25 protein-coding genes are annotated in these 23,568 nt (G+C 69.7%); 11 read left to right on the top strand and 14 right to left on the bottom strand.

The genetic code is table 11. The features are described from left to right. Positions 1-1,827 carry a thiamine pyrophosphate-requiring protein gene (locus tag GA0070561_RS12985; protein WP_091399998.1) on the bottom strand — a complete coding sequence of 609 codons (1,827 nt, stop codon included), beginning with the start codon at positions 1,825-1,827 and terminating at the stop codon, positions 1-3. 317 nt (positions 1,828-2,144) lie between these two features. Here GA0070561_RS12985 and GA0070561_RS12980 point away from each other — a divergent pair, with 317 nt between their 5' ends. The 3 genes from GA0070561_RS12980 to GA0070561_RS12970 all read left to right on the top strand — a co-directional run bounded on the left by GA0070561_RS12980 (position 2,145) and on the right by GA0070561_RS12970 (position 4,703). Further along, on the top strand, positions 2,145-2,465 hold the full coding sequence (locus GA0070561_RS12980; RefSeq protein ID WP_167362389.1) for an STAS domain-containing protein: 321 nt from the start codon (positions 2,145-2,147) through the stop codon (positions 2,463-2,465). Between the two features lie 175 nt (positions 2,466-2,640). Then, positions 2,641-3,447 carry an alpha/beta fold hydrolase gene (locus GA0070561_RS12975; protein WP_091400260.1) on the top strand — a complete coding sequence of 269 codons (807 nt, stop codon included), beginning with the start codon at positions 2,641-2,643 and terminating at the stop codon, positions 3,445-3,447. After that, a complete protein-coding gene (locus tag GA0070561_RS12970; RefSeq protein WP_091399995.1) occupies positions 3,444-4,703 on the top strand; it encodes a PP2C family protein-serine/threonine phosphatase in 1,260 nt (419 codons plus the stop codon). The genes GA0070561_RS12975 and GA0070561_RS12970 overlap by 4 nt, the downstream gene beginning before the upstream one ends. Before the next feature lie 78 nt (positions 4,704-4,781). On the opposite strand, the gene GA0070561_RS12965 is transcribed toward GA0070561_RS12970, so the two are convergent. From GA0070561_RS12965 to GA0070561_RS12925, 9 genes are all read right to left on the bottom strand, one after another. Next, positions 4,782-6,119 carry a ricin-type beta-trefoil lectin domain protein gene (locus GA0070561_RS12965; protein ID WP_244166186.1) on the bottom strand — a complete coding sequence of 446 codons (1,338 nt, stop codon included), beginning with the start codon at positions 6,117-6,119 and terminating at the stop codon, positions 4,782-4,784. 68 nt (positions 6,120-6,187) lie between these two features. Further along, the gene (locus GA0070561_RS12960; RefSeq protein WP_091399992.1) at positions 6,188-7,537 is read right to left on the bottom strand and encodes an RICIN domain-containing protein; all 1,350 of its coding nucleotides are present in this window, start codon (positions 7,535-7,537) and stop codon (positions 6,188-6,190) included. 370 nt (positions 7,538-7,907) lie between these two features. Further along, complete coding sequence (locus GA0070561_RS12955) at positions 7,908-8,492, bottom strand: DM13 domain-containing protein (RefSeq protein WP_373861521.1); 585 nt, start codon at positions 8,490-8,492, stop codon at positions 7,908-7,910. A 66-nt stretch (positions 8,493-8,558) separates the two neighbouring features. Continuing rightward, on the bottom strand, positions 8,559-9,398 hold the full coding sequence (locus GA0070561_RS12950) for an S-methyl-5'-thioadenosine phosphorylase (protein WP_244166184.1): 840 nt from the start codon (positions 9,396-9,398) through the stop codon (positions 8,559-8,561). 44 nt (positions 9,399-9,442) lie between these two features. After that, a complete protein-coding gene (locus tag GA0070561_RS12945; protein ID WP_091399990.1) occupies positions 9,443-9,868 on the bottom strand; it encodes a hypothetical protein in 426 nt (141 codons plus the stop codon). Then, the gene (locus tag GA0070561_RS12940) at positions 9,865-11,031 is read right to left on the bottom strand and encodes a molybdopterin-dependent oxidoreductase (protein WP_091399988.1); all 1,167 of its coding nucleotides are present in this window, start codon (positions 11,029-11,031) and stop codon (positions 9,865-9,867) included. The genes GA0070561_RS12945 and GA0070561_RS12940 overlap by 4 nt, the downstream gene beginning before the upstream one ends. Further along, positions 11,028-11,741 (bottom strand): class I SAM-dependent methyltransferase, encoded by a 714-nt coding sequence (locus GA0070561_RS12935; protein ID WP_425255894.1) that lies wholly within the window; start codon positions 11,739-11,741, stop codon positions 11,028-11,030. Before GA0070561_RS12935 ends, GA0070561_RS12940 begins: the two co-directional genes overlap by 4 nt. Continuing rightward, the gene (locus GA0070561_RS12930; protein WP_091399986.1) at positions 11,738-12,418 is read right to left on the bottom strand and encodes a TIGR04282 family arsenosugar biosynthesis glycosyltransferase; all 681 of its coding nucleotides are present in this window, start codon (positions 12,416-12,418) and stop codon (positions 11,738-11,740) included. Before GA0070561_RS12930 ends, GA0070561_RS12935 begins: the two co-directional genes overlap by 4 nt. Continuing rightward, a complete protein-coding gene (locus tag GA0070561_RS12925) occupies positions 12,415-13,092 on the bottom strand; it encodes a glycosyltransferase family 2 protein (RefSeq protein WP_091399984.1) in 678 nt (225 codons plus the stop codon). The genes GA0070561_RS12930 and GA0070561_RS12925 overlap by 4 nt, the downstream gene beginning before the upstream one ends. Positions 13,093-13,555: 463 nt before the next feature. Here GA0070561_RS12925 and GA0070561_RS34235 point away from each other — a divergent pair, with 463 nt between their 5' ends. After that, positions 13,556-14,101 (top strand): hypothetical protein, encoded by a 546-nt coding sequence (locus GA0070561_RS34235; protein ID WP_244166183.1) that lies wholly within the window; start codon positions 13,556-13,558, stop codon positions 14,099-14,101. Between the two features lie 78 nt (positions 14,102-14,179). On the opposite strand, the gene GA0070561_RS33930 is transcribed toward GA0070561_RS34235, so the two are convergent. Then, complete coding sequence (locus GA0070561_RS33930; protein ID WP_208603750.1) at positions 14,180-15,124, bottom strand: CU044_5270 family protein; 945 nt, start codon at positions 15,122-15,124, stop codon at positions 14,180-14,182. Next, positions 15,121-15,720 carry an RNA polymerase sigma factor gene (locus GA0070561_RS12910; protein WP_091399980.1) on the bottom strand — a complete coding sequence of 200 codons (600 nt, stop codon included), beginning with the start codon at positions 15,718-15,720 and terminating at the stop codon, positions 15,121-15,123. Before GA0070561_RS12910 ends, GA0070561_RS33930 begins: the two co-directional genes overlap by 4 nt. A gap of 470 nt (positions 15,721-16,190) precedes the next feature. Between GA0070561_RS12910 and GA0070561_RS12905 the strand changes: the two genes are divergently transcribed. Next, positions 16,191-17,555, top strand: a complete 1,365-nt coding sequence (locus GA0070561_RS12905) for a hypothetical protein (protein WP_091399978.1) — start codon at positions 16,191-16,193, stop codon at positions 17,553-17,555. On the opposite strand, the gene GA0070561_RS12900 is transcribed toward GA0070561_RS12905, so the two are convergent. Further along, complete coding sequence (locus GA0070561_RS12900; RefSeq protein WP_091399976.1) at positions 17,527-18,606, bottom strand: NAD-dependent epimerase/dehydratase family protein; 1,080 nt, start codon at positions 18,604-18,606, stop codon at positions 17,527-17,529. The genes GA0070561_RS12905 and GA0070561_RS12900 overlap by 29 nt on opposite strands. A 160-nt stretch (positions 18,607-18,766) precedes the next feature. Between GA0070561_RS12900 and GA0070561_RS12895 the strand changes: the two genes are divergently transcribed. Together GA0070561_RS12895 and GA0070561_RS12890 are read left to right on the top strand one after the other, a co-directional pair. Then, positions 18,767-19,462 carry a response regulator transcription factor gene (locus GA0070561_RS12895; RefSeq protein WP_091399974.1) on the top strand — a complete coding sequence of 232 codons (696 nt, stop codon included), beginning with the start codon at positions 18,767-18,769 and terminating at the stop codon, positions 19,460-19,462. Then, positions 19,455-20,471: a sensor histidine kinase gene (locus tag GA0070561_RS12890; protein ID WP_091399972.1), complete on the top strand. Its 1,017-nt coding sequence runs from the start codon at positions 19,455-19,457 to the stop codon at positions 20,469-20,471. The genes GA0070561_RS12895 and GA0070561_RS12890 overlap by 8 nt, the downstream gene beginning before the upstream one ends. Positions 20,472-20,546: 75 nt before the next feature. On the opposite strand, the gene GA0070561_RS12885 is transcribed toward GA0070561_RS12890, so the two are convergent. Next, positions 20,547-21,014, bottom strand: coding sequence for a VOC family protein (locus tag GA0070561_RS12885; protein WP_091399971.1), 468 nt, complete (start codon positions 21,012-21,014; stop codon positions 20,547-20,549). Positions 21,015-21,125: 111 nt separating this feature from the next. On the opposite strand from GA0070561_RS12885, the gene GA0070561_RS12880 reads away from it, so the two are divergent. The 4 genes from GA0070561_RS12880 (at position 21,126) to GA0070561_RS12865 (ending at position 23,567) form a co-directional block, all read left to right on the top strand. Further along, positions 21,126-22,109, top strand: a complete 984-nt coding sequence (locus GA0070561_RS12880; protein ID WP_091399969.1) for a helix-turn-helix transcriptional regulator — start codon at positions 21,126-21,128, stop codon at positions 22,107-22,109. A 58-nt stretch (positions 22,110-22,167) separates the two neighbouring features. Further along, positions 22,168-22,635, top strand: a complete 468-nt coding sequence (locus GA0070561_RS12875) for an SAM-dependent methyltransferase (protein WP_091399967.1) — start codon at positions 22,168-22,170, stop codon at positions 22,633-22,635. A gap of 189 nt (positions 22,636-22,824) precedes the next feature. Continuing rightward, entirely contained in the window at positions 22,825-23,247 is a 423-nt protein-coding gene (locus tag GA0070561_RS12870) for a YbaB/EbfC family nucleoid-associated protein (RefSeq protein ID WP_091399965.1), read from the top strand. After that, on the top strand, positions 23,244-23,567 hold the full coding sequence (locus GA0070561_RS12865) for a hypothetical protein (protein WP_091399963.1): 324 nt from the start codon (positions 23,244-23,246) through the stop codon (positions 23,565-23,567). The genes GA0070561_RS12870 and GA0070561_RS12865 overlap by 4 nt, the downstream gene beginning before the upstream one ends. Position 23,568: the final 1 nt, after the last annotated feature.

The following is a 23,568-nucleotide window of genomic DNA, read 5'->3' as shown; positions in this document are numbered from 1 at the left end:
TCACCGCGGGTCGTCGAAGCCTTCGGTGGCCCGTTCCCGGCGCAGATGCGCCAGCGCCCGCCGGCCCAGCTCGGTGTCCTCCCGACCGAGCGCCTCGTACATGGTGGCGACCTTCTCGTAGGGCTGCGCGGGCGGCAGCAGCGGGATCGCGGGGTCCACGATCGCTTCGATCAGCGTCGGCCGGTCCGCCGACAGGGCCTCGTCCCAGGCGGTGTCGACCTCGGTCGGGGTGGTGACCCGAACGCCGCGCAGACCCAGCAACTCGGCCCAGCGGGCGTACGGCGCGTCGGGCAGGCGCTGGGAGTCGACGAAGCGGGGATCGCCCTCCATCTCCCGCTGCTCCCAGCTCACCTCGGCCAGGTCGCGGTTGTGCAGCACCAGCACCACGAACCGGGGGTCCGCCCAGTCCCGCCAGCGGTGCGCCACCGTGAGCAACTCGGCCAGCCCGTTCATCTGCATCGCACCGTCCCCGGCCAGCGCCACCACCGGCCGGTGCGGGGTGGCGAGCTTCGCGGCCAGCCCGTACGGCAGCGCCGAACCCATCGAGGCCAGGGTGCTGGACAGGTGCGCGTCCACACCGACGGGCAACCGCAGGTGTCGGGCGTACCAGTAGGTCACCGACCCGACATCCACCGCCACCTGCGCGTCCGCGGGTAGCCGGTCGGTGAGAGCGTGCAGGACGTACTGCGGGTTCACCGGCTCTGCCGTGGCCGTCGCCCGCTCCCGGGCGATGTCTCGCCAGCGGGTGACCTCGCCCTCGACGCGCTGACGCCAACTCCGGTCGGACCGCGCGGTGAGCAGCGGCAGCAGCGCCCGGATGGTCTCGGCGGCGTCGCCGAGCAGCGGCACCTCCACGGGGTAGCGCATCCCCAGGCGTCGACCGTCGATGTCGATCTGCACCGCCCGGGCCTGCCCCGGTGCCGGGTAGAACTCCGACCAGGGATCGTTGCTGCCGACGATCAGCAGGGTGTCGCACTCGTTCATCAGCATGCTGCTGGCGGTGCTGCCCAGGTGGCCCATCACGCCGGTGTGAAAGGGCAGCGCCTCGTCCAGCACCGGCTTGCCCAGCAGCGACGCCGTCACGCCGGCGCCGAGGGCCTCGGCCAGCTCGACCACCTCGCCGGCGGCGGCTCGGGCACCCTGCCCCACCAGGATCGCCACCCGCTCCCCGGCGTCGAGCAGGTCCGCGGCTGCCCGCAGATCACCGGCGCGGGGCCGCAGCTCGGGCACCGGCAACCCGGGGTTGGTCACCATGATCCCGTGCTCCTGTGCGCCGAGGTCCGGGGCCGGGGCGGTCTGCACGTCGTGCGGCAGGATCACACAGGTCGGGCTGCGGGTCGCCAGGGCGGTGCGGATCGCCCGATCGAGCAGCATCGGCAGCTGCTCCGGGGTGTACGCGGTCTGCACGAACTGTGCGCACACATCGCCGTAGAGGCGTACCAGGTCGATTTCCTGCTGGTAGCCGCTGCCCAGCACGGACGTCACCTGCTGGCCGACCAGGGCGAGTACCGGCTGAGAGTCCAGCCGGGCGTCGTAGAGGCCGTTGAGCAGATGTACCGCGCCCGGTCCCTGGGTCGACAGGCACACCCCCAGCCCGCCGGTGTACTTGGCGTGCCCGCAGGCCATGAACGCCGCCGTCTCCTCGTGCCGGGCCTGCACGAACTCCGGCCGACCGGACCGACGCAGGGCCCCCATCACCCCGTCGATACCGTCCCCGGAGTAGCCGAAGACCCGGTCCACGCCCCAGTCGGCCAACCGAGCCACCACCAGGTCCGCCACCGTCGCGTCCGCCACCGTCGCCTCCTCGCCTCGACCGCCCTTCAGCATGTGCCCTACCCCTGGCCGGCGGACCAAACCGGACGAGCGGCACCTCTTCGGGGATTCTCGCCAGCACTGCCGGATCGAGGCTCGTCCACCGCGCGAATGGTGTCAGCGGCCAAATCGTGGGTAGGGTGGTCCGTGGGTCAAGACATGCGCCCAGGTCCGCCGCCCGCGCCTCGTCGCTGCGGGAGGGTCCGACTCACCGATGCACCAGATCGGGAGGCGCCATGTCCATCCTCGAACAACCCACTCGGCGGTACGCACAGCCCCCTCGGCCGCACGCACAACCCACTCGGCCGCACGCGCAACCCGCCAAACCGATCATGACGCTCGACCTGCACAATGATCGGCATGCGCCACTGATCGTCGTTTCCGGCGAGGTCGACATGAGCACCGCTCATCTCATCAGTGAGCTGGCCGAACACGTGATCACCCGGCGACCCGCACGTCTGGTGCTCGATCTCTCCGGGGTGACCTTCTTCAGCGCCCACGGCATCAGCGCCCTGCTGCGAACACAGCGCGCGGCGGAGTCCGCCGAGGTCACGTTGGCTCTGCGCGCCGCCGCTCCGTGCGTCACCTACCTGCTGGCGGTGACCAGCGCCGGGATAAACCTGGATATCCCGGTGGCCAACGCGAGTCGGTGATCCCATTCGGCTGGGAAGCGCCGACCGGAGGAGGTCGATGCCGCCCCGGCGGTCGCCGTCGACCAGGTTCTCCGCCGTCAGGCGCTCGCGGGTGCCCGGCGGTCGTTCTTGCGACGACGTTCGCCCAGGTGAACCAACATTTGGTACGGGGATGGGGGTGATGGAAGATAGGCGAATGCTTGTGCGGAATCGCAACAACGTGGTGGTGACCGGTCGTGAGGGCGGCCCTACCGTTGTGCTCGCGCACGGCTTTGGCTGCGATCAGCAGATGTGGCGCCATGTGGCCGCCGAAATCGGACAATGGGCCCGGCTGGTGTTGTTTGATCACGTCGGATCAGGCCAGGCTGATCCGACGGCCTGGGACGCTGACCGGTACGCCTCCCTGGACGGCTACGCCGACGACGTGCTGAGTATCTGCCAGGACCTCGACCTCCAGCAGCCGATCTTCGTGGGGCATTCGGTCAGTTCGAGCATCGGGGTCCTCGCGGCGAACCGGGAGCCGGACCGCTTCTCCGCGCTTGTCCTGGTCACCCCCTCACCGTGCTACATCGATGACGAAAACTACCGAGGCGGTTTCACTCGCGACGACATCGACGACCTGCTCGGTTCACTCGAGAGCAACTACCTCGGCTGGTCGTCGAGCATGGCACCTCTGATCATGGGCAACCCGGAGCGCCCGGAGCTGGGTGAAGAGCTGACGGCGAGCTTCTGCCGGACGGATCCCGCGATGGCGCAGGTGTTCGCCCGTGCGACGTTCCTGTCCGACAACCGGGCGGATCTCGCCGCGGTGAGGGTTCCCACGTTGATCCTGCAATGTGCTCAGGACGCCATTGCGCCGCCCGAAGTCGGCGCGTTCGTGCATGCACAGATCGCCGGAAGTCGGCTCGTCACCTTGGACGCGACCGGGCATTGCCCGCAGTTGAGCGCGCCGGAAGCCACGGCTGCGGCGATCACGTCGTTTGTCAGGGCCGCCTACCGATGACCGCCACTGCGGGGCATGACCCTCACGGCCAAGGTCCAGGCGATCACAGGAGTGCCCGGCCGAGTGAGGCCGGGTTCCCTGCCCTGCTGGAAGACAACCTCGAAGACCTGTACGAGAACGCGCCCTGCGGGTACCTGTCCACCCTCCTGGACGGCACCATCGCCAAAATCAACGGCACCCTGCTGGCCTGGCTCGGCTACCGCCGCGAGGAACTCGTCGGTCGGCGCCGCTTCAGCGATCTCCTCACCGGTGGCGGGCGGATCTACCATGAGACCCACTTCGCGCCGATGCTGGCCATGCAGGGCGAGATCGGCGGTGTGTCCCTCGAACTTCGCACCAGGGACGGCTCCCGGATACCGGTCCTCGTCACGTCGATCGTCAAGGCCGGCAGCGAGGGGCAACCCCAACTCATCCGGACAGCGATCTTCGACGCCAAGATGCGCCGTGCCTACGAACGAGAGCTGCTCGATGCCCGCAAGGCCGCAGAACGCGAGGACGAACGGCTACGGCATCTCGTCGGCAAGCTACAGCGCAGTCTCCTTCCCGCCGTGCTGCAGACTCCGCCCGGACTGGACAGCGCCGCGTACTACCGGGCGGCCTCCACCGACCAGGTGGGCGGCGACTTCTACGACCTCTTCCCCCTCGTCGACGGCCGCTGGGGGTTCTTCCTGGGCGACGTCAGCGGCAAGGGCGTCGAAGCGGCTGCCGTCACCGCCCTGGCCCGCTACACGTTGCGGGCCGCGACCGTCTACAACCCCGACCCCGCTGCCGCGCTGCACAACCTCAACACCGTGCTCTGGCAGGAATACCGCGAGGACGCCCGCTACTGCACCGTCGTGTTCGGCATCCTCACCTCCACGACCGCCGTCGGCGGCTTCACCGCGATCATCGCCAGCGGTGGGCACCCGGAGCCACTGCTGCTGCGGGCCGATGGCTCGATCCACTACCACCCCACGAAGGGCCGCATCGTGGGGGCCTTCCCGAACTCCCGATACACCAACACCACTGTGGTGGTGAACCCTGGCGACACGTTGCTCCTCTACAGCGACGGACTCACCGAGGCGCGTCCCGTCGGCAGTGAGACCGCCGACGGCCGGTACGGAGCGGCAGCCCTCGCCCGATTTGCCCGCTCTCTCGCGCCCGCGCCCGCAGCCGCCGCCGTCGCCGCCATCATCGACTTACTCGATACCTTCGGCACCGGACTCACCGACGACACCGCTGTCCTGGCCATCGGCGCACCACCTCACCGATACTGACCGCACGGTGGTGGCTCCACTGCCAGACGCACGCGCCGCCCGGGAAACGACCCGAGCGGCGCGTTGTCTGGTGCGGTACTAGGCGCGCCTGGCCCACTGCTGGTTTGCGCCGCCGTGGCAGGCCCAGAGGTGGAGTTGCGTCCCATTGGCCGTGCCGGATGCGACGGCGTCGAGGCACAGCCCCGATTGGGCGCCGGTGATGGTGCCGTTGGAGTTCAGGTTCCACTGTTGGTTGGCCTGGCCGTTGCAGTCCCAGATGAGGACCGCCGTGCCGTTGCTGCTGCCCGCCCCACTGGCGTCCAGGCACTTGTTGCCGTAGACGGTCAGGGTGCGGTTGGCGGTGTGGGTCCAGCGCTGGTTGGTGCCACCGTGACAGTCCCACAGCTGCGGGCGGGTGCCGTTGGTGGTGCTGGAGTTGGGGATGTCGATGCACCGTCCGGACTGGCTCCCTGCGATCAGCACGTTCTGCTGGCCGGGAGGCGGGGTCGTCGGCGGGGGAGTGGTGGGCGGCACGTCCGAGCCGAACTGGGTGAAGAACCGCCACACCTCCTGCTTGACCCAGCTCCGCGCGCCGCTCTCACAGCCGGCGCACCCGTCCACCGGACCCTGCTGGTGCCCGCCGTCGAACGCGGCCCAGAGCACCGGGTAGCCGGGCTGGCAGGAGTACGCGGTGGTGATGTGGGTCAGGCTGCCTGCCCTCGGCTCGGGCGGGCTCTGCGCGGCGCATCCGTTGTTGCGGACGAACCTGTCGCGCAGCGACCGTCCGCTGGGGATGTTGTCGTTGATGCCGTGAATCCCCAGGTACGCCACGGGCTGGGTGCCGCCGCTGCATCCGCTGATCGCCCCCGGGGCCGCGATTGCCGCGACCGCACGGAACACCGTCGGCCGGGAACACGCCAACGAGTAGCTCATCGCGCCGCCGTAGCTGAACCCGACCGAGAAACGTTGGGTGGTGTCGACGCAGAGAGCGTTGTCGATCACGCGGATCATGTCGTCGGTGAAGGTGACGTCCTCACCGTTGGAGTTGCCCCAGCCGTTGTTGAGGCCCTGCGGGGCGACGAAGATGGTGCTGTTGTTCGCCTGCGACTGCATGCCGTAGTAGGCCCACGCGGCTCCGTCGGAGCCGCCGCCCGCGACCTGGCTGGCGGTGCCGCCCAACCAGTGGAACCCGAAGGCCAGCCGGTGGGCGTAGGTGTTGTTGTAGTTGTCCGGCAGCCGAAGGATGAAGCTGCGGCTCTTGCCGCTGCTCTGGATGGTGTGGGTGCCGCTGTTCAGTCCAGGCGCCTTGCCGCAGCCGGCAGTGGTGGCCGCCGCCGCCGGCGCGACGGTCGTGAGGACGTACATTCCGACGGCGATCAGGACCAGCACCGCCATGGCTGCCCCCAGCCAGGGGGTGGAGAGTCTGCGAAGTGGCACGGTTGAGCCTCCTTGTGGGTGGTGGAACATCCGTTGGACCGGTCCCCTCTCCGGGAACCTCGTCGGGCTCAGCTCCGGCTCCATCGTTGGTTGGCCGCGCCGGTGCAGTCCCAGATCTGGACGCGCGTGCCGTTGGCCGTGCCGTTGCCGACCATGTCCAGGCACCGGCCCGAACCAACTCCGGTGATCGAGCCGTCGGTGTTGAGCCGCCACTTCTGGTTGGACTGGCCGTTGCAGTCCCAGATGATCACCGAGCTCCCGTTCGCGGTGCCGGCGCCGTTGACGTCGAGGCACTTGCCGCCGAAGACGCGCAGCTCCTGGGCGGCGGTCGAGGTCCAGTTCTGATTGCTCTGACCGTGGCAGTCCCAGATGATCGCCGTCGCGCCGTTGGTCTGCGAGGCGCCGTTGACGTCGAGGCACCGCCCGGAGGACGTGCTGCGCAGGGCCGACGTGCCGCTCGGTGGCGGGGTGGTCGGTGGCGGCGTCGTCGGGTCGGTGCCACCGAACTGGGTGAAGAACCTCCACACCTCGCCCTTGGTCCAGGTCCTGGCGCCGCTGTCCCCGCCGCCGTCCACCGGGCCGGGGGTGTGCCCGCCGTCGAAGGCGGCCCAGACCACCGGATAGCCGGACCGGCAGCCGGAGTAGGTGGTGGTGATGTGGGTCAGGCTGCCCGCCCTCGGTTCGGGTGGGCTCTGTGCGGTGCACCCGTTGTTCCGCACGAACGTGTCGCGCAGAGATCGTCCGGCGGAGACGTTGAGCACCGCGTCCCCGATGCCATGGATCCCCATGTACGCGACCGGCTGGGTGCCGCCGCTGCATCCACTGAGCTGCCCACCGGAGTAGACCGCGACAGCGCGGAAGACGCCTGGCCGGGAACAGGCCAGCGAGTAGCTCATGCCGCCGCCGTAGCTGAACCCGAGCGCGAAGCGTTGCGTGGTCTCGACGCAGAGATCTGCCTCGATCACCCTGATCATGTCGTCGACGAAGGTGACGTCCTGGCCGCCGGGGTTGGCCCAGCCGTTGCCGTTGCCCTGGGGGGCGACGAAAATGGTGCTGTTGTTCGCCTGCTGCCGCAGCCCGTAGTAGGACCAGGCCGCGCCGTCGGACCCACCGCCGTCGACGTCGTTGGCGGTGCCGCCGTTCCAGTGGAATCCGAAGATCAACCGGTAGGCGTGGTTCCTGTCGTAGTTGTCAGGAATCCTCAGGATGAAACTACGGTTCTGGCCGCTGCTCTGGATGGACCGTTGGCCGCTGGTCAACGTGGGCGCCTTGCCGCACCCGGCGGTCGCTGCGGCCGCTCCGATGTTCGCGGCCGACGCGGTGGTGATCGAACCACCGGCCAGTGCCCCCGCGCTCACGGTCACGACGACGGCCGCCGCCGTCGCAAGCAGTCCAAGGATGGGTCTACGTCTTGTCATGAAGGGGCTCCCGCCACTCGGCACGAACTGGTTGAAATGGGTCCACGGCAACCCGCACGCCGCCGCGACGCGCCGCTGCGGGTCACTCCGATCGACCACGTTCGCCGCGGACGAACCCCAGAAGACGCGATGTGCCGACGGCGCCCGGCCGGCTCATCGACACAGGTTTCCGCCACTGGTCTCGTCGCCCACGCAGGACCAGTCGGTCGTTGAATCGATGGTGGCCACACCGTGCGCCCGAACACCACGTGACCGTTCGACCGACGGTGCCGGAGCACCTGACTCGGCGTCGAATCGATTCGCTTCGACGCTAGATCGCGCAGTGAAAGATGTCAATGCCGTGTCCGGCGGGTTGCGACGGGTGGGCCGGTCAGGCCCTCGTGAGATCTGCCGCGCCGAAGGAGACCGCGAACCGCTTGCACCAGATGGAGACGCTGCGGAAGTCGCCTGGCTCCACCGACGCCGGTAGCTCGTACACCTGGTTGCCCTTGTTGCCCTTGAGCTTCGCCAGCTCGACCCACTCGCCGTCGTCGAACACCCGCCAGCCGGCGGTGCCCCGGATCACCGGTTGGTCGGTCAGCCACACCCGCAGGTCCGGACCGTTCGACGTGTTCAGGTCTCGGATGACGAGCTGGTGGCGCCCGTCGGCGAGCCGGTGGATCTCGGCAGTGCCGGTCGTCCGGTGCTCATGGGTGACGAACTCGCCGGCGGTCAGGATCTCGTTCGCGGCTGGGGTTGCTGCCGGGGTCGCGGGGGCCGGCGTCGAGGACTCCGGGGTCGCGGACGCCGGGATTGGCGCGGCCGATGTCGTCGCTACGCGGGGAATCGCCTCGTCGACGTAGGTGTCGGTGAACAGCTTCCACGGCTGGAACCAGTAGAGGCCCAGCATCGCCACGACGACAGCGACTGCGAGACCGGCTCGGACCACCGGCGACCGGAACACCCGTTTTCTCACCCCCGCAGCGTACGGCCGTAGCCGCCGTCGAACTGTTCGCGAACCCTTTCGGAACTCTTACGACAGTCACCGTTCGGTATCTGTCAGCGCCTGTCCGCACGGGCAGTCTCCCTGGTCCTCCGGCAACGTCTTCACCGCGTCGCCGAGCAGGAGCCGCAGGCGATCGATGTTGCGGGCGAAGACCGTGAACACCTCCTGCTGGGTCACACCCTGACCGACCTCGACGCCCGAGTCGAGGTCGGTCACCAGGGACAGCGCGGTGTAACACAGTGCCAGTTCGCGGGCCAACACCGCCTCCGGGTGGCCGGTCATGCCGACGACCGACCAGCCCTGCCGGCCGTACCACAGCGATTCGGCGCGGGTGGAGAATCGGGGCCCTTCGATGACGACCATGGTTCCGCCGTCGACCGGCTGCCAACCGGCCGCCTGGGCGGCGTCGAGGACAGTGGCCCGTCCGACCGGACAGTAGGGGTCCGCGAAGGGCACGTGAACGACCTGTGAGGGTTTCCCGTCCGCGCGTGGCTGCCCGTCGTAGTAGGTCTGCTCCCGGCCGCTGGTCCGGTCGACCAGTTGGTCCGGCACGACGAGGGTCCCCGGGCCCAGATCCGGGCGCAGGCCGCCCACGGCGCCCGGTGCGAGCACCTGACGGACGCCGAGTGCGCGCAGCGCCCACAGGTTGGCCCGGTAGTTGATGCGGTGTGGGGGGAGGGTGTGTCGACGTCCGTGCCGGGGGAGGAACACCACCGGGCGCCCGGCGACACTCCCGACGGACAGCGCGTCGCTCGGCGGTCCGTACGGTGTGTCGACGGTTTCCTCGGCGACGTCGTCGAGGAACTCGTAGAACCCCGAACCGCCGATAACGGCGATCGGCGGGCGATCGGTCGTGCTGATGTCTTCTGCTGACACGGGTACCCCTCCTGGGCGAACGGTGAAGAACGGGTGGGGTCGACTCAGGGACGGTCGGTCCGTCGGTCCGCGACGCGTCGGTCGACAGTGGCGGCGACGACCAGGACGACAGCGATCGCGGCCCAGATGACGGCCAGCCCGACAGCGAGCCCCAGCGGGTAGTCGCGGTCCGGTAGACCCGGGTTCGGAGGCGCCGAGGGTGGTCGCCACAGCAGGGGCACCGCGATCAGCAGCAACGTGGCGCTGGCCATCAGACCCGCGACGATCCAGGCCCGACGGAACCGGTTCGTCACCAGTCGACCCAGCGCCAACCCGACCAGTCCGACCAGCGGTGCCACCAGAACGTCGTGCAGCACCGGGCCGCCGATCAACCACGGCATTGCGGTGCCGAGCTGGGGGAGGAGCAACGAACCGCCGTACGCGGTGGCCGCGGCACCGACCACGAACAGGAGCAGCCGGACAGCTCTCACCGCAGCACCTCCAGCCGGGCCACCCACTTGGTCTGCAGGACGCCCGGCCGGCTCGGCGCGATGAGTCGACAGGGGTAACCGTGGTCGGGCGACAGCTGCTCGCCGTTGATCCGCAGGGCGAGCAGGGTCAGCGGATCGCGGGCATGGACCGCAGGAAGGGTGCTCGCCGCGTACAGGCCGTCGGTTTCCAGTGAGGTGACCCGAACCGGTCGGCCGGTCGGTGCGCCTGCCCGGCGGAGCAGTGCAACGACGGGCACGCCGGTCCAGTGGGCCGAGGCGCTCCAGCCCTCCACACAGGCGATCGGCAGTTCTGCCGTGCGTTGCGGCAGGGCCGCCAGGTCGGCCAGGGACAGGCTGTCCCGCCCGCCCGGCCAGACGATTTCCAGTCGCCAGTCCGGGGGAACGGCGATGCGCGCGGCAGCCGCCGTACGGTTGATCGGTACGCCCTGCGGCCCGGACGCGGAGCGCCACGCCAGCGGCGACACCCGACGTAGCCACGGCACTGTGACCCCGGCGGTGGCCAGCACGGCGATGCCGGCGACGCCCGCCGAGGTACGCAGGAACGCCCGTCGCTCGGACGAGTCCCGATCGTCAACCCCCGGTGTCGCGGCCTGCACCGCTCTCCTGCGTCGCAGTGGCGTGCTCAGCGCCGCGCGAGCGACCGGGAGCTTCACCGCGACGTGCAGCAGCATCGCCCCGACCACCAGCCAGGCGACCGCGTAGTGCGCCGTCGGGAAGAAGAACCCCCACGGGTACGACTGGGCGACGTTGAACAGGCCCGTGACCAGTTCGAAGAACGCGGCACAGACCAGCACCAGGACGGAGATCCGTTCGAGGGCGTGGGCGGACAACCGGATCGGCTGACGTACTGGCGGGCGGACGAACAGCCGGGGGTAGACGCTCCACAGCTTGGCCAGCAGCAACGGGATCGCCGCGACACCGGAGAGCACGTGAACGCCCTGGGTGACCCGGTACAGGTTGACCGGTCGGGTCGGCCAGGTGAACCAGCCCGGCGGGTGCTGGATGTAGTGACTGAGCAGCCCGGTGCCGAAACACAGCCCGAACGCCACCCCGAGCCAGAGGCCGAGCCGGGCGGTGACCAGCGGTGAGTGCGAGGGCGCGGTGAAGTCCTCGGGGGCGGGGACGCGTGGCCGGCGGATCATGAGCGTGCCAACTCGGCGAACCAGCGTGGACCGAATCGGAAGCGGTCAACGACCCGCAGGCCGGCAGCGGTGGCGGCACGGGCCACCGCCTCCGCCCCGACCCGCGCCCATCGGAACGCCGGCCCGCGCAGTTCCCGATCGCCGGACGATCCGGACAGGACGTACGCCTGCCCCTGCCACAGCCCGGCACCCGGGGGTTCCACCTCGACCACCAGCGTTCCGTCGGCCGCGATCAGGGTGCCGCACCGGCGCAGCAGGTGGACCGGGTCGCCACCGATGCCGATGTTGCCGTCGATGAGCAGGGCGTGTGCCCACCTACCCTCGCCGGGAAGGGGTTCGAAGACGTCGCGACGTAGAGCCACCACACCCCGGCCCTGGGTCAGACGTACCGCCTCGGCGGAGATGTCCACCCCCAGTGCGACGAGGCCGCGCTGGGCGAGTGCTCTGGTCAGCCGGCCGGGGCCGCAGCCGAGATCGATCGTGGGCCCCGTACAGCGTGCGGCGACGGACTCGATTTCCGGCTCGGGCGGGCCGTGCCAGCGCCGCACCGGCAACAGGTCACGTCGCCCGTCGGCGTGCACCAGCCAATGCTCGGGTTGGGTGGCGGGCCTCGGGGCGACCGGCGTGCCGTAGGCGTCCTGGTCGGCGGACCACCCGCCGAGTCTGCCCAGCACCACGCCGAAACCGTCGAGACTGATCGTCGAATTCACCGGGGGCGTCCGCTCAGCAGATGGCCGCCCACCGACGCGACGGCGTCCGCGAACCGGGTGCCGGGTAGGTCAGCCGCGACCGCCAGCGCCGACGACCAGTCGTCGACATCCCGCAGCACGGGCAGGATCGCCGGTTGTACGCCGTGCCCACGCAGTGCGGCGAGGGTGCGGCGCCCGGTGTCATCGGTCGACATGGGTACGTCGCGTAGCGCGCTCGTGTGCCTCGGATCGCGTAACCCGAGTGCCCACCAGCCGCCGTCCAGCGCCGGTCCGAACACCGCCTCGTGTTCGGCGAGCCGCTCCAGCGCCGCGGTGAGCAGGGTCGGCTGGATCTGCGGGGTGTCCATGCCGATCTGCAGCACCGGCCGGCCGGGAAATGCCACAGCGGTGTCGGCGTGGGCGTTCGCGAGGCGGTCGGCGAACGTGCCGCCGCGCTGCGGAAGCAGGTGCCAGCCCGCCAACGCGGCGGTCAGCTCAGCGCCGAACTCGGCATCGGCGAACCGACCGGTATGGGCCAGCACGGGAATGGTCGAGGCGGTGGCGCGCACCGCCGCGAGGGTGTCCAACAGCGACGCCGCCGCTATCCGGGCCGCCTGGGTGGGATCGGCGGGCGGGCAGAGGCGCGTCTTGGCCTGCCCGGGGACCGGTGCCTTCGCGACCAGCAACAGAACGTTCACCGGACACCACCCGCGTCGGCGCGCAGCACTCCGGCGAAGTCCCGGGTCGCTCGCAGCGTGCCCCGGACCGACCCGGAGACCTTCGAAACGGTGCCGGCGGCCCGGGGTGCGTACGCGACGTCCAGTTCGAGGATCCGCCAGCCAGCCCCGGCCGCTCGCAGCAGCAACTCCAGGGGGTAGCCGAACGCGCGGTCGTTGACGCCGAGGCCCAGCAGCGCCGCCCGGCGGGCCACCCGGATCGGGCTGATGTCGTACACCGGCACGCCGCGCCGCCGCAGCAGGGCCGCGACCAGCGCGTTCCCGGCGCGGGCATGCCACGGCCAGGCATCCGCCGAGACCGGGCGACGCCGCCCAACGGCGAGATCGGCCCGCCCGTCGAGCACCGCCGAGACGAGCCTTGGCAACTCGGCCGGGTCGAACGAGCCGTCCGCGTCGAGCACGCAGACCAGATCCGCCTCCGCCGCCAGCAGGCCGGCGTGCACGGCCGCGCCGTACCCGCGTCGCGGCTCGTGGACGACCCGGGCTCCGTGCTCGGCCGCGACGGCCGGCGAACCGTCGGTGGAGCCGTTGTCGACCACGATGGCGCGGTAGCCGGGTGGCAGTCCGCTCAGTACGGCAGGCAGTGCGGCCGCCTCGTCCAGACACGGCAGCACCACGTCGATCGTTGTGTGCATACCGGCGACGCTAGGCCCGCCACCGGCCGTCCGGACCGCGGTTCCTCCTTACGAATCGCTTACACGGCGGCAACGGCAACGGCAGCTCCGCAGCCGTTTCGACACCTACCAGAACGCACACCACTCCGCTCCGGCAGCAGGTCGCAGTGACCGGTCACGCTGGATAGAGGCAGGCAACGCGAAAGGGCCCCGTGGACGTCCACGGGGCCCCTCGACGGAAGTGAGGCGCCTACCGCGCGCCGCGGTCGCGGATACCGACGACTGGTGATCGCTTTGTAGAGGGCCCGGCCGCTGCGGTCACGTGTTCATGACGGCGCACGGCTATGGAGAGGTAGTCCGGGACGACCGCCGACCATCGTCACTGTCGGTAAGCGGGGCAGCGCGTTAGGTCATATGGATGTACGTTGACCTCGTCGGGGATCATGCAACTTCCACGGGAGGAATTGTGCTACGTAAGTTAGGCATGGCCGTAATCCTGGCACTGACCACCGCGCTGGCCGCGCTGTCGACCCCCGGTGCTGCGTCTGCCAGCGACATGGCATCGGGGGCTTCCGGCAACCACGTGGCATCCGCCAGCGACAAGGGCCCGGTGGTGCCGGGCGGGGGCGTCACCTATTGGGTAGAGAAGAATCCACCCCTTCCTTCGAAGAGGGCGCTCAAGCTCGCCGCCGAGATGGAAAAGTCGGTGAATCCGCTGGCAAGCGGAGGTGGCTGTGAAAACACCGCGGGTTTGGGCGTCTGCGTCAGCTGGACCAACAGCCAGCTGAAGGGTGACTTCTACGTCAACTCCTGGAACGGCGTGGGGTATTACGGCACCGCACGCGTTTTCATCGCTTACAAGAGCCAGACCATCTACAAGTACACGATCGTGACGGACCACACCGGCCACTACCCGATCGCTACCCACCCCACGTCCGGCTCCGGACTCGGCTACACGATCGTTGACACCTACAGCCAGAGCGGCTCGCTGCTTGGGGGCGGCATCAGCAAGTTTCAGTACTTCCCGTAAAGAACTGAGGTGAGCAGGGGGGTGGCCATTGCCCCGGCGGCCACCCCCCTGCTCGCTGTCGATCTTTGGCCTGCGGCGTTACGACATCTGACCGGCGCGGTCGACGACACTCACACTCAAGATCACCTCGCGTCGAGACTGCTGGACGGCGTTCTCGGTCTTCGGTACGACCTGCCAGCCACGGAACTGGTAAGTCTTCGGCTCGAAGATCAGGTCGTACCGGTCGATGTCCCCGGCGAGGGACACTGCCATGCCGGAGCGGCCCGCAGCGTCTGTCATGGTTTGTGAGGCTATTACCCCCGGGATTTTCGTGGCCGCCTCGTAGAGTGCTGCTCGTGACTGTGCGGGCAGGTACCCCTGCCGAATCAACGCTCCGACGTTGGCGAACGTCTCTTCATCACTTTGTGTGGAGCTGCCGCTCATCCGCTGCAGGTAGTTCAGCATCTTCGTGGCATCGGTCGGCAAGCCCTGGAGGTACGCCGGCGCTGGTGTGCACGGCCGGGTGGAGTTCAACAGGCTGCCGTCCGGCGCCCACTCCGCGGCCTGTCCGTTCTTGCATCCAGGGATCACCGTGGACGGCTGCCCTCCGGCGGGTGGGTCGCTGACTCGAATCAGGCTGTCGTGGGTGCCGTCGACGGACATCCAAGCGTGGGTGAGTGTCGTCGCAGGCTGGCCCTGCGCGCCGGCGGGTGCGAAGCCTTTCGTCGTGGTCAGGATGAACTGCTCGGCGCGCGGGGCGGGAGTCTGGTCGGCGCGAGCGGCATCTGCGGCTCGCTGAAGGATCTCCGCCGCTTGAGCACTGGCAGCAGTGGGTTCTCCGCCGATGCTGATCACCGAGGTGATCAGCAAAGCGAGGACGCCGGTCGTGGCCGCGGCACCGGCCGTGGCGATTCTGCGGAATCGCCACCGCGCCGGTCCCGCTGATCCAGCAATCATGCTGCTGACCTTCCCTCGCAGATACGGCGGCGGATCCGCTGGTTGCAACAGGTTCCTGACCTGGTCGATCAACTGGCGGTCGTTCACATCGTCTCCTCTACCGCCCGTGTCGGGTCGTTGCCCCCGAGCGCGCTACTGACTTTGCGTCGGGCGCGGTTGAGCCGTGACCTCACCGTTCCCACTGGAATGCCGATGGCTTGGGCAGTCTCCTCGTAGCTGAGCCCACCCCACGCGATGAGCAACAGGACGTCACGATCTCTGGCTGCTAGATCGGATAGCGCCCGGGCCAACGGTGCCCGCAGCGCATGAGCCGCCGCGCCGGCTACCGCCCGCTCTGCCGGATCGGGTGCGACTTCGCCCGGGTCGCATCGAGCCATGGCGCGGTAGTGCGCCCGTTCTCGGCGCCGGTAGTGGGAGATCTCCTTGGTGAGGATCCCGAACAGCCACGGTCGGGCGTCCACCCGAGACGTGTCGTAGCGGTGACGGCGCCGGAACGCGACCAGGAAAGTCTCAGACACCATGTCGTCAACTGCATCAGCTCCCACGCGGCCACGGGCGTACCGGTACAGGGCAGGCGCGTGCCGGTCATAGAGAACCGTGAACAGTCGGTGATTCACCAAGGAGGCATGCACGTACCACGCATCAGACTCCTGGTCGACGACGAGTTGCTGCTCAGCCAGCATCTATCGCAACCCGATCGGCTTGTCTCATCTCAGCCCGCTTCCAGACGTATTGCTCTCTTACCCATGTGTCGCCATCTCGGCCCCATCGAGTTCACGCCGGCAGGTGGATCGCCGCCACCAACCATCGAGCATGCGGTGCAGGCGAAGGTCAAAGCCACGCCGAAGCCCTGTACTACAGACCACTACGATCGTGGTAGTGCCCCCTTGCCCGCGCTCAACTTCGCGGGGCTGCGGGTGCGGGGTCGGCTTCGGACGGGAGCACCTGGGGGTTCAAGGACGAGCAGCAACCGTACGAACCTTCCCTCGCGATATTGGTCCAGGAGGACCGGCCAGCGTGAGGGCGCTAACTCAAGACTTTTGACGGCCTGTGTTCGGTCCCGTGAAGGTCCAGGTCAGTTCTTACGACTCGCTGACGTCTCCCCGTCTGGCCGTCGAATGCCTGGTGGGAGGTCGTATCGTCGGCCGTCACCATGACCATGATGACCCGGCCGGGACGAACCCGGTCCGCCGACCTGATCGTCCTCGGCGCCGAGGTGGCAGTGCTCGCCGTCGCCGTCGCCGTCGGCGCCCTGCTCAACCATCAGGGCGTACGGCTGCACGCCGACGCGGCGCCGCTCTACGCGAGTTGGCAGCCCCATCTGGGGCCCGGCACCCCCGCCGCGCTTCTCGTCGCGGCGCTGTTCGTCTGGCGGGGCGTGCGCTGGGGGACCGACACGCCGTGGCCGCGGCTGCTCGCGGTCGGCTACCTCGCCTCGCTGCTCTGGACGCTGTCGCTGGCCCTGGTGGACGGCTGGTCCACGGGGTTGACCGAGCGGCTCACAGTGCAGGCCGAGTACCTGCACGAGGTGCCCCGGGTGACGGACGTCGGCATCATGCTGTCCGGCTTCGCCGACCGGATTCTCGACTTCCAGCCCGATTCGTGGTCCACCCACGCTGCCGCTCACCCACCGGGAGCGTTGCTGTTCTTCGTCTGGCTGGAGCGGATCGGCCTGGGCGGCGGTACCGCCGCCGGGCTCGCCTGCGTGCTGCTCGGTGCCACGGTGTCGGTGTCGGTTCCGGTGACGTTGCGGGCACTCGGCGCCGAGGACGCGGCCCGGGCGGTGTGGCCGTTCCTGGTGCTCCTCCCGGGGGCGGTCTGGGTGGGCGCGTCCGCGGACGGGATCTTCGCCGCGGTGGTCGCGGCCGGGCTGGCGCTGCTGGTGGTGGGTGGTCGACCGGGGGCCGCACTGGGCGGGTTGCTACTCGGCTTCGCGCTCTACCTGTCGTACGGGTTCGTCCTGGTCGGGTTGCTCGCGGTGACCGTGGTGCTGCTCCGGGCGCGGGATCGCCTCGGCGTGCTCCTGGTCGCGGCGACGGCGGTCGCGGCCGTCGTCGCCGCGTTCACAGTCGCCGGCTTCTGGTGGCTGGACGGCTACCACCTGGTGGCGCGTCGCTACTACCAGGGCTGGGCGGCGGAACGTCCGTACGGTTACTGGGTCTGGGCGAATCTCGCCGCCCTGCTGCTCTCGGCCGGCCCGGTGGTCGGGCCGGCGCTGCGGCGGGCGCTGTCCGCCGTGTCGATCCGAGCACCGCACCCACCGCTCGCGACGGCCCTCCGGCAGCGGATCGCCAGCGCCGGACCCACCGTGTGGTTGCCCGTCGCGGCGACGGTGGCGGTACTCGCGGCGGACCTGTCCGGGCTCAGCAAGGCCGAGGTCGAGCGGATCTGGCTACCGTTCGCCGTCTGGCTGCTGGTCGCCACCGCGCACCTGCCCCACGGTCACCGACGATGGTGGTTGGCCGCCCAGGCCGCCACGGCTCTCGCCGTCAACCACCTACTGTGGACGGTGTCGTGACCGATGCCGGATCCCGCATCACCGCTGTGGTGAAGCCGGCGATGCCAGCGGCGAAGCCGACTCGGGCGGTGAAACCGAGCACCCGGGCGGCGCGCGCCGGATCGGCCACGACATGCCGTACGTCCGCCGCCCGCCCGCCTCCGACCGTGATCGGCGGTGGCCCGCCCATCGCCGACGCCAGCTCGTGAGCCAACTCGCCGACGGTGTGCGGTTCGCCCGAGCAGACGTTGATCGGGGTCAGGGGATCCGGTGCCGGTGTCGTGAGGGCCAGCAGGTTGGCCGCGGCCACGTCGGTCACGTGCACGAAGTCGCGCCGTTGCCGGCCGTCCTCCAGCACCCGGGGCGGTCGTCCGGCGGCCAGGGCCGACCGGAAGATCGACGCGACCCCCGAATACGGGGTGTCGCGGGGCATTCGCGGACCGTAGACGTTGTGATAGCGCAGGGCCCAGACCGATCCGCCGGTCTGTCGGGCCCAGGCACCGGCGAGGTGTTCCTGGGCCAACTTGGTGGCGGCGTACGTGCTGTGCGGCTCCAGCGGCGCGTCCTCGGGCACGAGACCGGGGGAGAGCGCCTGGTCGCAGCGAGGGCAGGTCGGCTCGTACTGGCCCTCGGCGAGGTCGGCGACCCGGCGGTCGGCAGGCCTGACGATCCCGTGGGTGGGGCAGTGATAGCGGCCCTCGCCGTAGACCACCATCGAGCTGGCCAGCACCAGTCGGCGCACCCCGGCGGCGTGCATCGCCGCGAGGAGGGTGGCAGTGCCGAGGTCGTTGTGCGCGGCGTACCGGGGGGCGTCGGCCGGGTCGATGCCGTGGCCGACCATGGCTGCCTGATGGCAGACCGCGTCGACCCCGGTCAGTAGCCGGGTCAGCAGTTCGCCGTCGCGTACGTCGCCGACCACCAGGTCGTGCCGCTCGGTCCACTGCGGCGCCGTCGCACCGTGCGCCTCGGGCAGGAGCGCGTCCACGGCCACCACCTCGTGCCCGTCGTCGGTGAGCAGGTCGGCGACGTGTGAGCCGATGAAGCCGGCCGCACCGGTGACAAGGATCCGCATTCCGGTCACCGTATGACCTCGCGTACGACCGAGCGGGTTTCCGCGTGCAGCCGTAAGAACCTCGCAAGGTTTGCTGGTGCGGGCGGAGTTCGCTGGGTGGCTACGCTGGGCCGATGGACATCTGGGGGGAGACGTTGACGGGGCGGAACGGGGAAGGTCGGTGACACAGCGTGTGCTGGTGGTCGACGACGACCAGACCGTGAGCGACGTCATCCGTCGTTACCTCGAGAACGACGGCTTCCAGGTGAGCCTCGCGGCGGACGGTGCGGCGGCACTGGCGGCCGTGGAGCGGCAGGCGCCACACCTGGTCGTGCTCGACCTGATGCTGCCGCTGATAAGCGGTCTGGAGGTGTGCCGGGCGCTGCGGGTACGGCCGGACGGCGTACCGATCGTCATGCTCACCGCGCGCGGTGACGAGTCCGACCGGATCCTCGGGCTGCAACTCGGCGCGGACGACTACCTGACCAAGCCCTTCTCACCCCGGGAACTGGTGCTGCGGGTCCGTTCGGTGCTGCGTCGCGCCGGCGGTGGGACGCCACCCGAGCGGCCGGAGGCGCTCACCGACGGCAACCTGGTGGTGCACACGGCCTCCCGCACCGCCCGCCTCGCCGGTGCCGAACTGGCCCTGACGTTGCGCGAATTCGACCTGCTCGTCCACCTCATGCGGCATCCGTCCCGGGTCTTCGGCCGGGCCGAACTTCTTGAGCAGGTCTGGGGCTGGAACTTCGGGGACCACTCGACCGTGACCGTGCACGTACGCCGGCTGCGAGAGAAGATCGAGGCCAACCCGGCCGATCCGCAGCGGATCGTGACCGTCTGGGGCGTCGGCTACCGCTACGAGTCGGCCCATGCGTGACGTACTCCTGATCTTCGCGATCGCCCTCGGTGCGGCACTCGGCATCGGGCTCGCTGGTGCGGTGCTGCTCCGCGCGCTTCGACGCAGCTCGATCACCGTGCACCTCAACGTGCTGCTCACCACGACTGTGGTCGCCGTCGCCGTCGGGGTGATGGCGGTCGCGGAAGCGATGTTCCTCTCCGCGCACGACCTTGAGGTGGTCCTGATCACCGTCGCGGCGGCGGCGGTGGTCAGCCTCGCCGTTGGCGGGCACTTCGGCCGGCGACTGGCCCGCGCCGCCGTCTGGCGCGACCAGGCCCGGGAGCGGGAACGGCAACTGGAGAAGGGCCGGCGCGACCTGGTCGCCTGGGTCTCCCACGACCTGCGGACCCCGCTCGCCGGGCTGAGGGCCATGGCGGAGGCGCTGGAGGACCGGGTGGTGCGTGATCCGGACACGGTCGACGAGTACCACCGGCGCATCCGACTGGAGACCGACCGGATGACCCGACTCGTCGACGACCTGTTCGAGCTGTCCCGGATCAACGCGGGAGCGTTGCGGTTGTCGTTGACGGCGGTGCCGCTCGGAGAGGTGGTCTCGGACGCGCTGGCCAGCACCATCCCGTTGGCCGACGCCCGCCGGATCAAGTTGATCGCCAGCGAGTCGGGGTGGCCGACGGTCGCCGCGAGCGAACCGGAGTTGGCCCGGGTCGTGGCGAACCTCCTGCTCAACGCGGTCCGCTACACCCCGGCCGACGGCACCGTACGCATCGAAGCCGGCCGGGAGGACGATCACGCCTGGCTGTCGGTTGCCGACACCTGTGGCGGCATTCCCCCGGCCGATCTTCCCCGGGTCTTCGACATCGCGTTCCGTGGCGAGCCGGCCCGCACGCCCGGCCCCGGTGACGGTGGGGCGTCCGGAGGGCTCGGCCTGGCCATTGTTCATGGCCTGGTGGAGGCGCACGGCGGTCGGGTCGAGGTGCGCAACACCTCCGACGGCTGCCAGTTCATGGTCCGCCTGGCGACCGCCTGAGGGAACGAACGCTCGGAGTGGCGGGATGGGGCCGTCGGGTTGCGACGGCCCCATCCCGTTGGCTGAGGGCGAGGATCAGGCGTCGGCGTGCTGGGCGGCGACGTCGAGGATCCAGGTGATGCCGAAGCGGTCGGTCAGCATCCCGAACGCCGGTGCCCACTGCGCCGGGCCGTACGCCTCGACGACAGTGGCGCCATCGGCCAGCTTCTCCCACAGCGCGCCGACCTCTTCGACACTCTCGCCGCGGACGGACAGGAAGAACGGCTCGCTGGTCAGCGTCATGCCGTTCTCACGGCGCGTGGAGGGCAACGGGGCGATCCCGGCTCCGGCCCGGCTGGGCACGTCGTAAGCCATGACGCGGAATCCGTCGTCGGTGGCGACCTGGCCCCAAACGGTCTTGCCGGCGTCGGGCAGCTCCTTCGGCATCCCGAAATCGCCGTACGTGATCACCATGATCTCGCCGCCGAACACCGAGTGGTAGAACTCCAGCGCCTCCCGGGCGTTGCCCCGGAAGTTGAGGTGGGTGGTCGTGGTGATGCTCATCGAGACTCCTGGTGAAGTTTGTTTCCGGCAACGGTGTCCGGCCGGCGTCAGCACCAAGGGTTGACGACGTAGGTGACAGGATGTGTCACCTACTGCGAATAGATTCCATTCATGCCGAAGACCTCGGGTCGACTGTTGGCCCTGTTGTCGCTCCTTCAAGCGCGCCGCGACTGGCCGGGCACGGTCCTGGCCGAGCGGCTCGACATCAGCCTGCGGACGGTGCGCCGCGACGTCGACCGGCTGCGCGAACTCGGCTACCCGATCGCGGCCGTGAAGGGTCCCGACGGTGGCTACCGGCTCAGCGCCGGCACCGAACTACCGCCTCTGCTCTTCGACGACGAGCAGGCCGTCGCCCTCACCCTCGCGCTGCAGATTGCCGCCACCACCCTGGGCGACGGCACCGGCGAAGCGGCAGCACGCGCATTGACCACGATCCGGCAGGTCATGCCGTCCCGGCTCCGGCACCGCGTCAACGCCCTCCAGGTCACCGCCGTCGAACGGCCCGTCACCCGACCGGGCGGCCCGATCGACGACGACGTGCTCCTGGCGATCAGTTCCGCCGTGCAAGCTCACGAGACCCTCCGCTTCGGCTACGGCCCCGAGGCTGTGGACAAACCCCCGCGCCGCGTCGAGCCGCACCACCTCGTCACCTGGGACGGACGCTGGTACCTCGTCGCGTGGGACCTCGACCGGTCAGCCTGGCGTACCTTCCGCGCCGACCGGATCACCCTGCGCATCCCGAACGGACCCCGCTTCACGCCGAGGGAACTGCCCGGCGACGACGTGGCCACCTTTGTCACCGGCAGGTTCCGCGGTGCCGACGACGGCGTCGTCGCCTGGCCCTGCCAGGGCACCGCGATCCTCGACCTGCCGGCCGCCACAGTGGCCCTCTACAGCCGCGACGGGACCGTCGAGGACCTTGGTTCGGGCCGCTGCCGGCTCACTCTCGGCTCCTGGTCCTGGCCCAGCCTGGCCGCTGCCATGGCCCGGTTCGACACCGAGATCGACGTTGTCGGCCCCACCGAGCTTGTCGACGCCTTCGGCCACCTGGCCCGCCGCTTCGCCAGGACCGCCGCCAGCGCAACCCTGGCCTGACTCCTTGATCGGGTGCTCGTGCATGCCGCCGGTCGCGTGCGGCAACTAGCCTCACGTCATGCTCAGCTTCGAGATCACCCCGATCGGTACGGTCCGGAATGACAGGACCGATGTCCAGCACACGGACAACTGGGGTGCCGTCCGCAGCACGATCACCATCGACGAGCGCTTCGGTGATTTGTGCCTCCAGGGCCTGGAGGGCTTCTCCCATGTGGAAGTCCTCTTTGTCTTCGACCAGTTCCCAGCACACGGTGATCACCGCGAACCCCGTCCCTACCGTGGTCGCTCCGACCTCCCGCCCGTTGGTGTATTCGCCGGCCGCGGCCCTCGCAGACCAAACCGCATCGGAGTGACGTGCTGCGCCATCGAATCCGTCCACGGCCGCGAATTGACGGTGGTGGGTCTCGACGCGGTCTCGGGCACCCCGGTTGTCGACCTGAAGCCGACGATGGTGGAGTTCGTCCCGGTGAACGTCGAGCAGCCGGAATGGGTCAGCCGCGTGATGTCGGAGTACTTCCAGCCTTGAGCGGTACTTAGCCGCTGCCAGGTGCGCCGGTCGAGGGACCTGCGTCGGGCGTACCCCCGTTGCGTGCAGCTTCGTCGATGGGCCGCACCCGTCGACGGGCGTCGATGGAACGTCCACCTCGCGGGTTCACACGGTTTGCCGGATCTGACTACGCTTCCCACTGTCTCGGAGGCGATCGATGGAGGGCGCATGTCGGTGAATGAGCCGACGAGCGGAGAGTTCGCTCGCATGCTGGACGCGACGGTTGGTGCGTTGCGCGCCGCCGGCGCTGCGCCGGAGGACGAGGAGGCCGCGCGGCTGCGTCGGGTCGGTGAGTCCGCCGAGGGGCAGGTCCGTGCCGAGTTCGGCGCCGATGGCCGGCTGGAGTCGCTGACGCTGGACCCACGGATGATGCGGCTCGGCGCGGTCGAGGTCTGCGACCACGTGATCGCGGCCGTGAACGCGGCGATCGACTCGATGCGCGGCGGCGGCCCGGCGGTGGCCTCCGGCGACCTCTCACAGCTCACCGAGCAGCTGGAGCAGGTTCGTGACACGGCCGTGCCGCGGCTCGGTGCGTTCCTGCAGGCGCTCACGGACGCGCAGGAGCGAATGGCCCGAGGAGGTTCCCGGTGAACGGCTTCGAGGTCGAGCCCGCGCTGCTGCGTTCCGGCGGCGATGAGGTCATCGGCGCCGCCGAACGCTTCATCGGGCAGTTGGAGAGCTTCGAGGCCAAGATGCAGGGGTACGGCGAGCCGTGGGGTGCCGACGACATCGGCTCGCTGATCGGCATCGCGTACACGGAGGCGTCCACCTGGGTTCTGGACTGCATCGGCGTGGCCGCCGAGGAGATCGGCTCGGCCGGCAGCGACCTGACGAAGATGGCCGACAACTTCGAGCTGGTCGAGGACGCCGCCGCGGGCGCGCTGCGGGACATCCAGGGAATGCTGGGGTGAC

It is taken from the genome of Micromonospora saelicesensis, assembly GCF_900091575.1.
In the GTDB taxonomy this organism is placed as follows: domain Bacteria; phylum Actinomycetota; class Actinomycetes; order Mycobacteriales; family Micromonosporaceae; genus Micromonospora; species Micromonospora saelicesensis.
This window is presented reverse-complemented; position numbering and strand designations above follow the sequence as displayed.

Excerpts from the sequence above, each read along its gene's own strand:
- GA0070561_RS12975 (WP_091400260.1), top strand. The coding sequence starts at position 2,641 with ATGCTTGTGCGGAATCGCAACAACGTGGTGGTGACCGGTCGTGAGGGC.
- GA0070561_RS12980 (WP_167362389.1), top strand. The coding sequence starts at position 2,145 with ATGACGCTCGACCTGCACAATGATCGGCATGCGCCACTGATCGTCGTT.
- GA0070561_RS12960 (WP_091399992.1), bottom strand. The coding sequence starts at position 7,537 with ATGACAAGACGTAGACCCATCCTTGGACTGCTTGCGACGGCGGCGGCC.
- GA0070561_RS12910 (WP_091399980.1), bottom strand. The coding sequence starts at position 15,720 with ATGCTGGCTGAGCAGCAACTCGTCGTCGACCAGGAGTCTGATGCGTGG.
- GA0070561_RS12875 (WP_091399967.1), top strand. The coding sequence starts at position 22,168 with ATGCTCAGCTTCGAGATCACCCCGATCGGTACGGTCCGGAATGACAGG.
- GA0070561_RS12925 (WP_091399984.1), bottom strand. The coding sequence starts at position 13,092 with ATGCACACAACGATCGACGTGGTGCTGCCGTGTCTGGACGAGGCGGCC.
- GA0070561_RS12905 (WP_091399978.1), top strand. The coding sequence starts at position 16,191 with ATGACCATGATGACCCGGCCGGGACGAACCCGGTCCGCCGACCTGATC.
- GA0070561_RS12970 (WP_091399995.1), top strand. The coding sequence starts at position 3,444 with ATGACCGCCACTGCGGGGCATGACCCTCACGGCCAAGGTCCAGGCGAT.
- GA0070561_RS12870 (WP_091399965.1), top strand. The coding sequence starts at position 22,825 with ATGTCGGTGAATGAGCCGACGAGCGGAGAGTTCGCTCGCATGCTGGAC.
- GA0070561_RS12940 (WP_091399988.1), bottom strand. The coding sequence starts at position 11,031 with ATGATCCGCCGGCCACGCGTCCCCGCCCCCGAGGACTTCACCGCGCCC.
- GA0070561_RS12890 (WP_091399972.1), top strand. The coding sequence starts at position 19,455 with ATGCGTGACGTACTCCTGATCTTCGCGATCGCCCTCGGTGCGGCACTC.
- GA0070561_RS12985 (WP_091399998.1), bottom strand. The coding sequence starts at position 1,827 with ATGCTGAAGGGCGGTCGAGGCGAGGAGGCGACGGTGGCGGACGCGACG.
- GA0070561_RS34235 (WP_244166183.1), top strand. The coding sequence starts at position 13,556 with ATGGCCGTAATCCTGGCACTGACCACCGCGCTGGCCGCGCTGTCGACC.
- GA0070561_RS12880 (WP_091399969.1), top strand. The coding sequence starts at position 21,126 with ATGCCGAAGACCTCGGGTCGACTGTTGGCCCTGTTGTCGCTCCTTCAA.
- GA0070561_RS12900 (WP_091399976.1), bottom strand. The coding sequence starts at position 18,606 with ATGCGGATCCTTGTCACCGGTGCGGCCGGCTTCATCGGCTCACACGTC.
- GA0070561_RS12885 (WP_091399971.1), bottom strand. The coding sequence starts at position 21,014 with ATGAGCATCACCACGACCACCCACCTCAACTTCCGGGGCAACGCCCGG.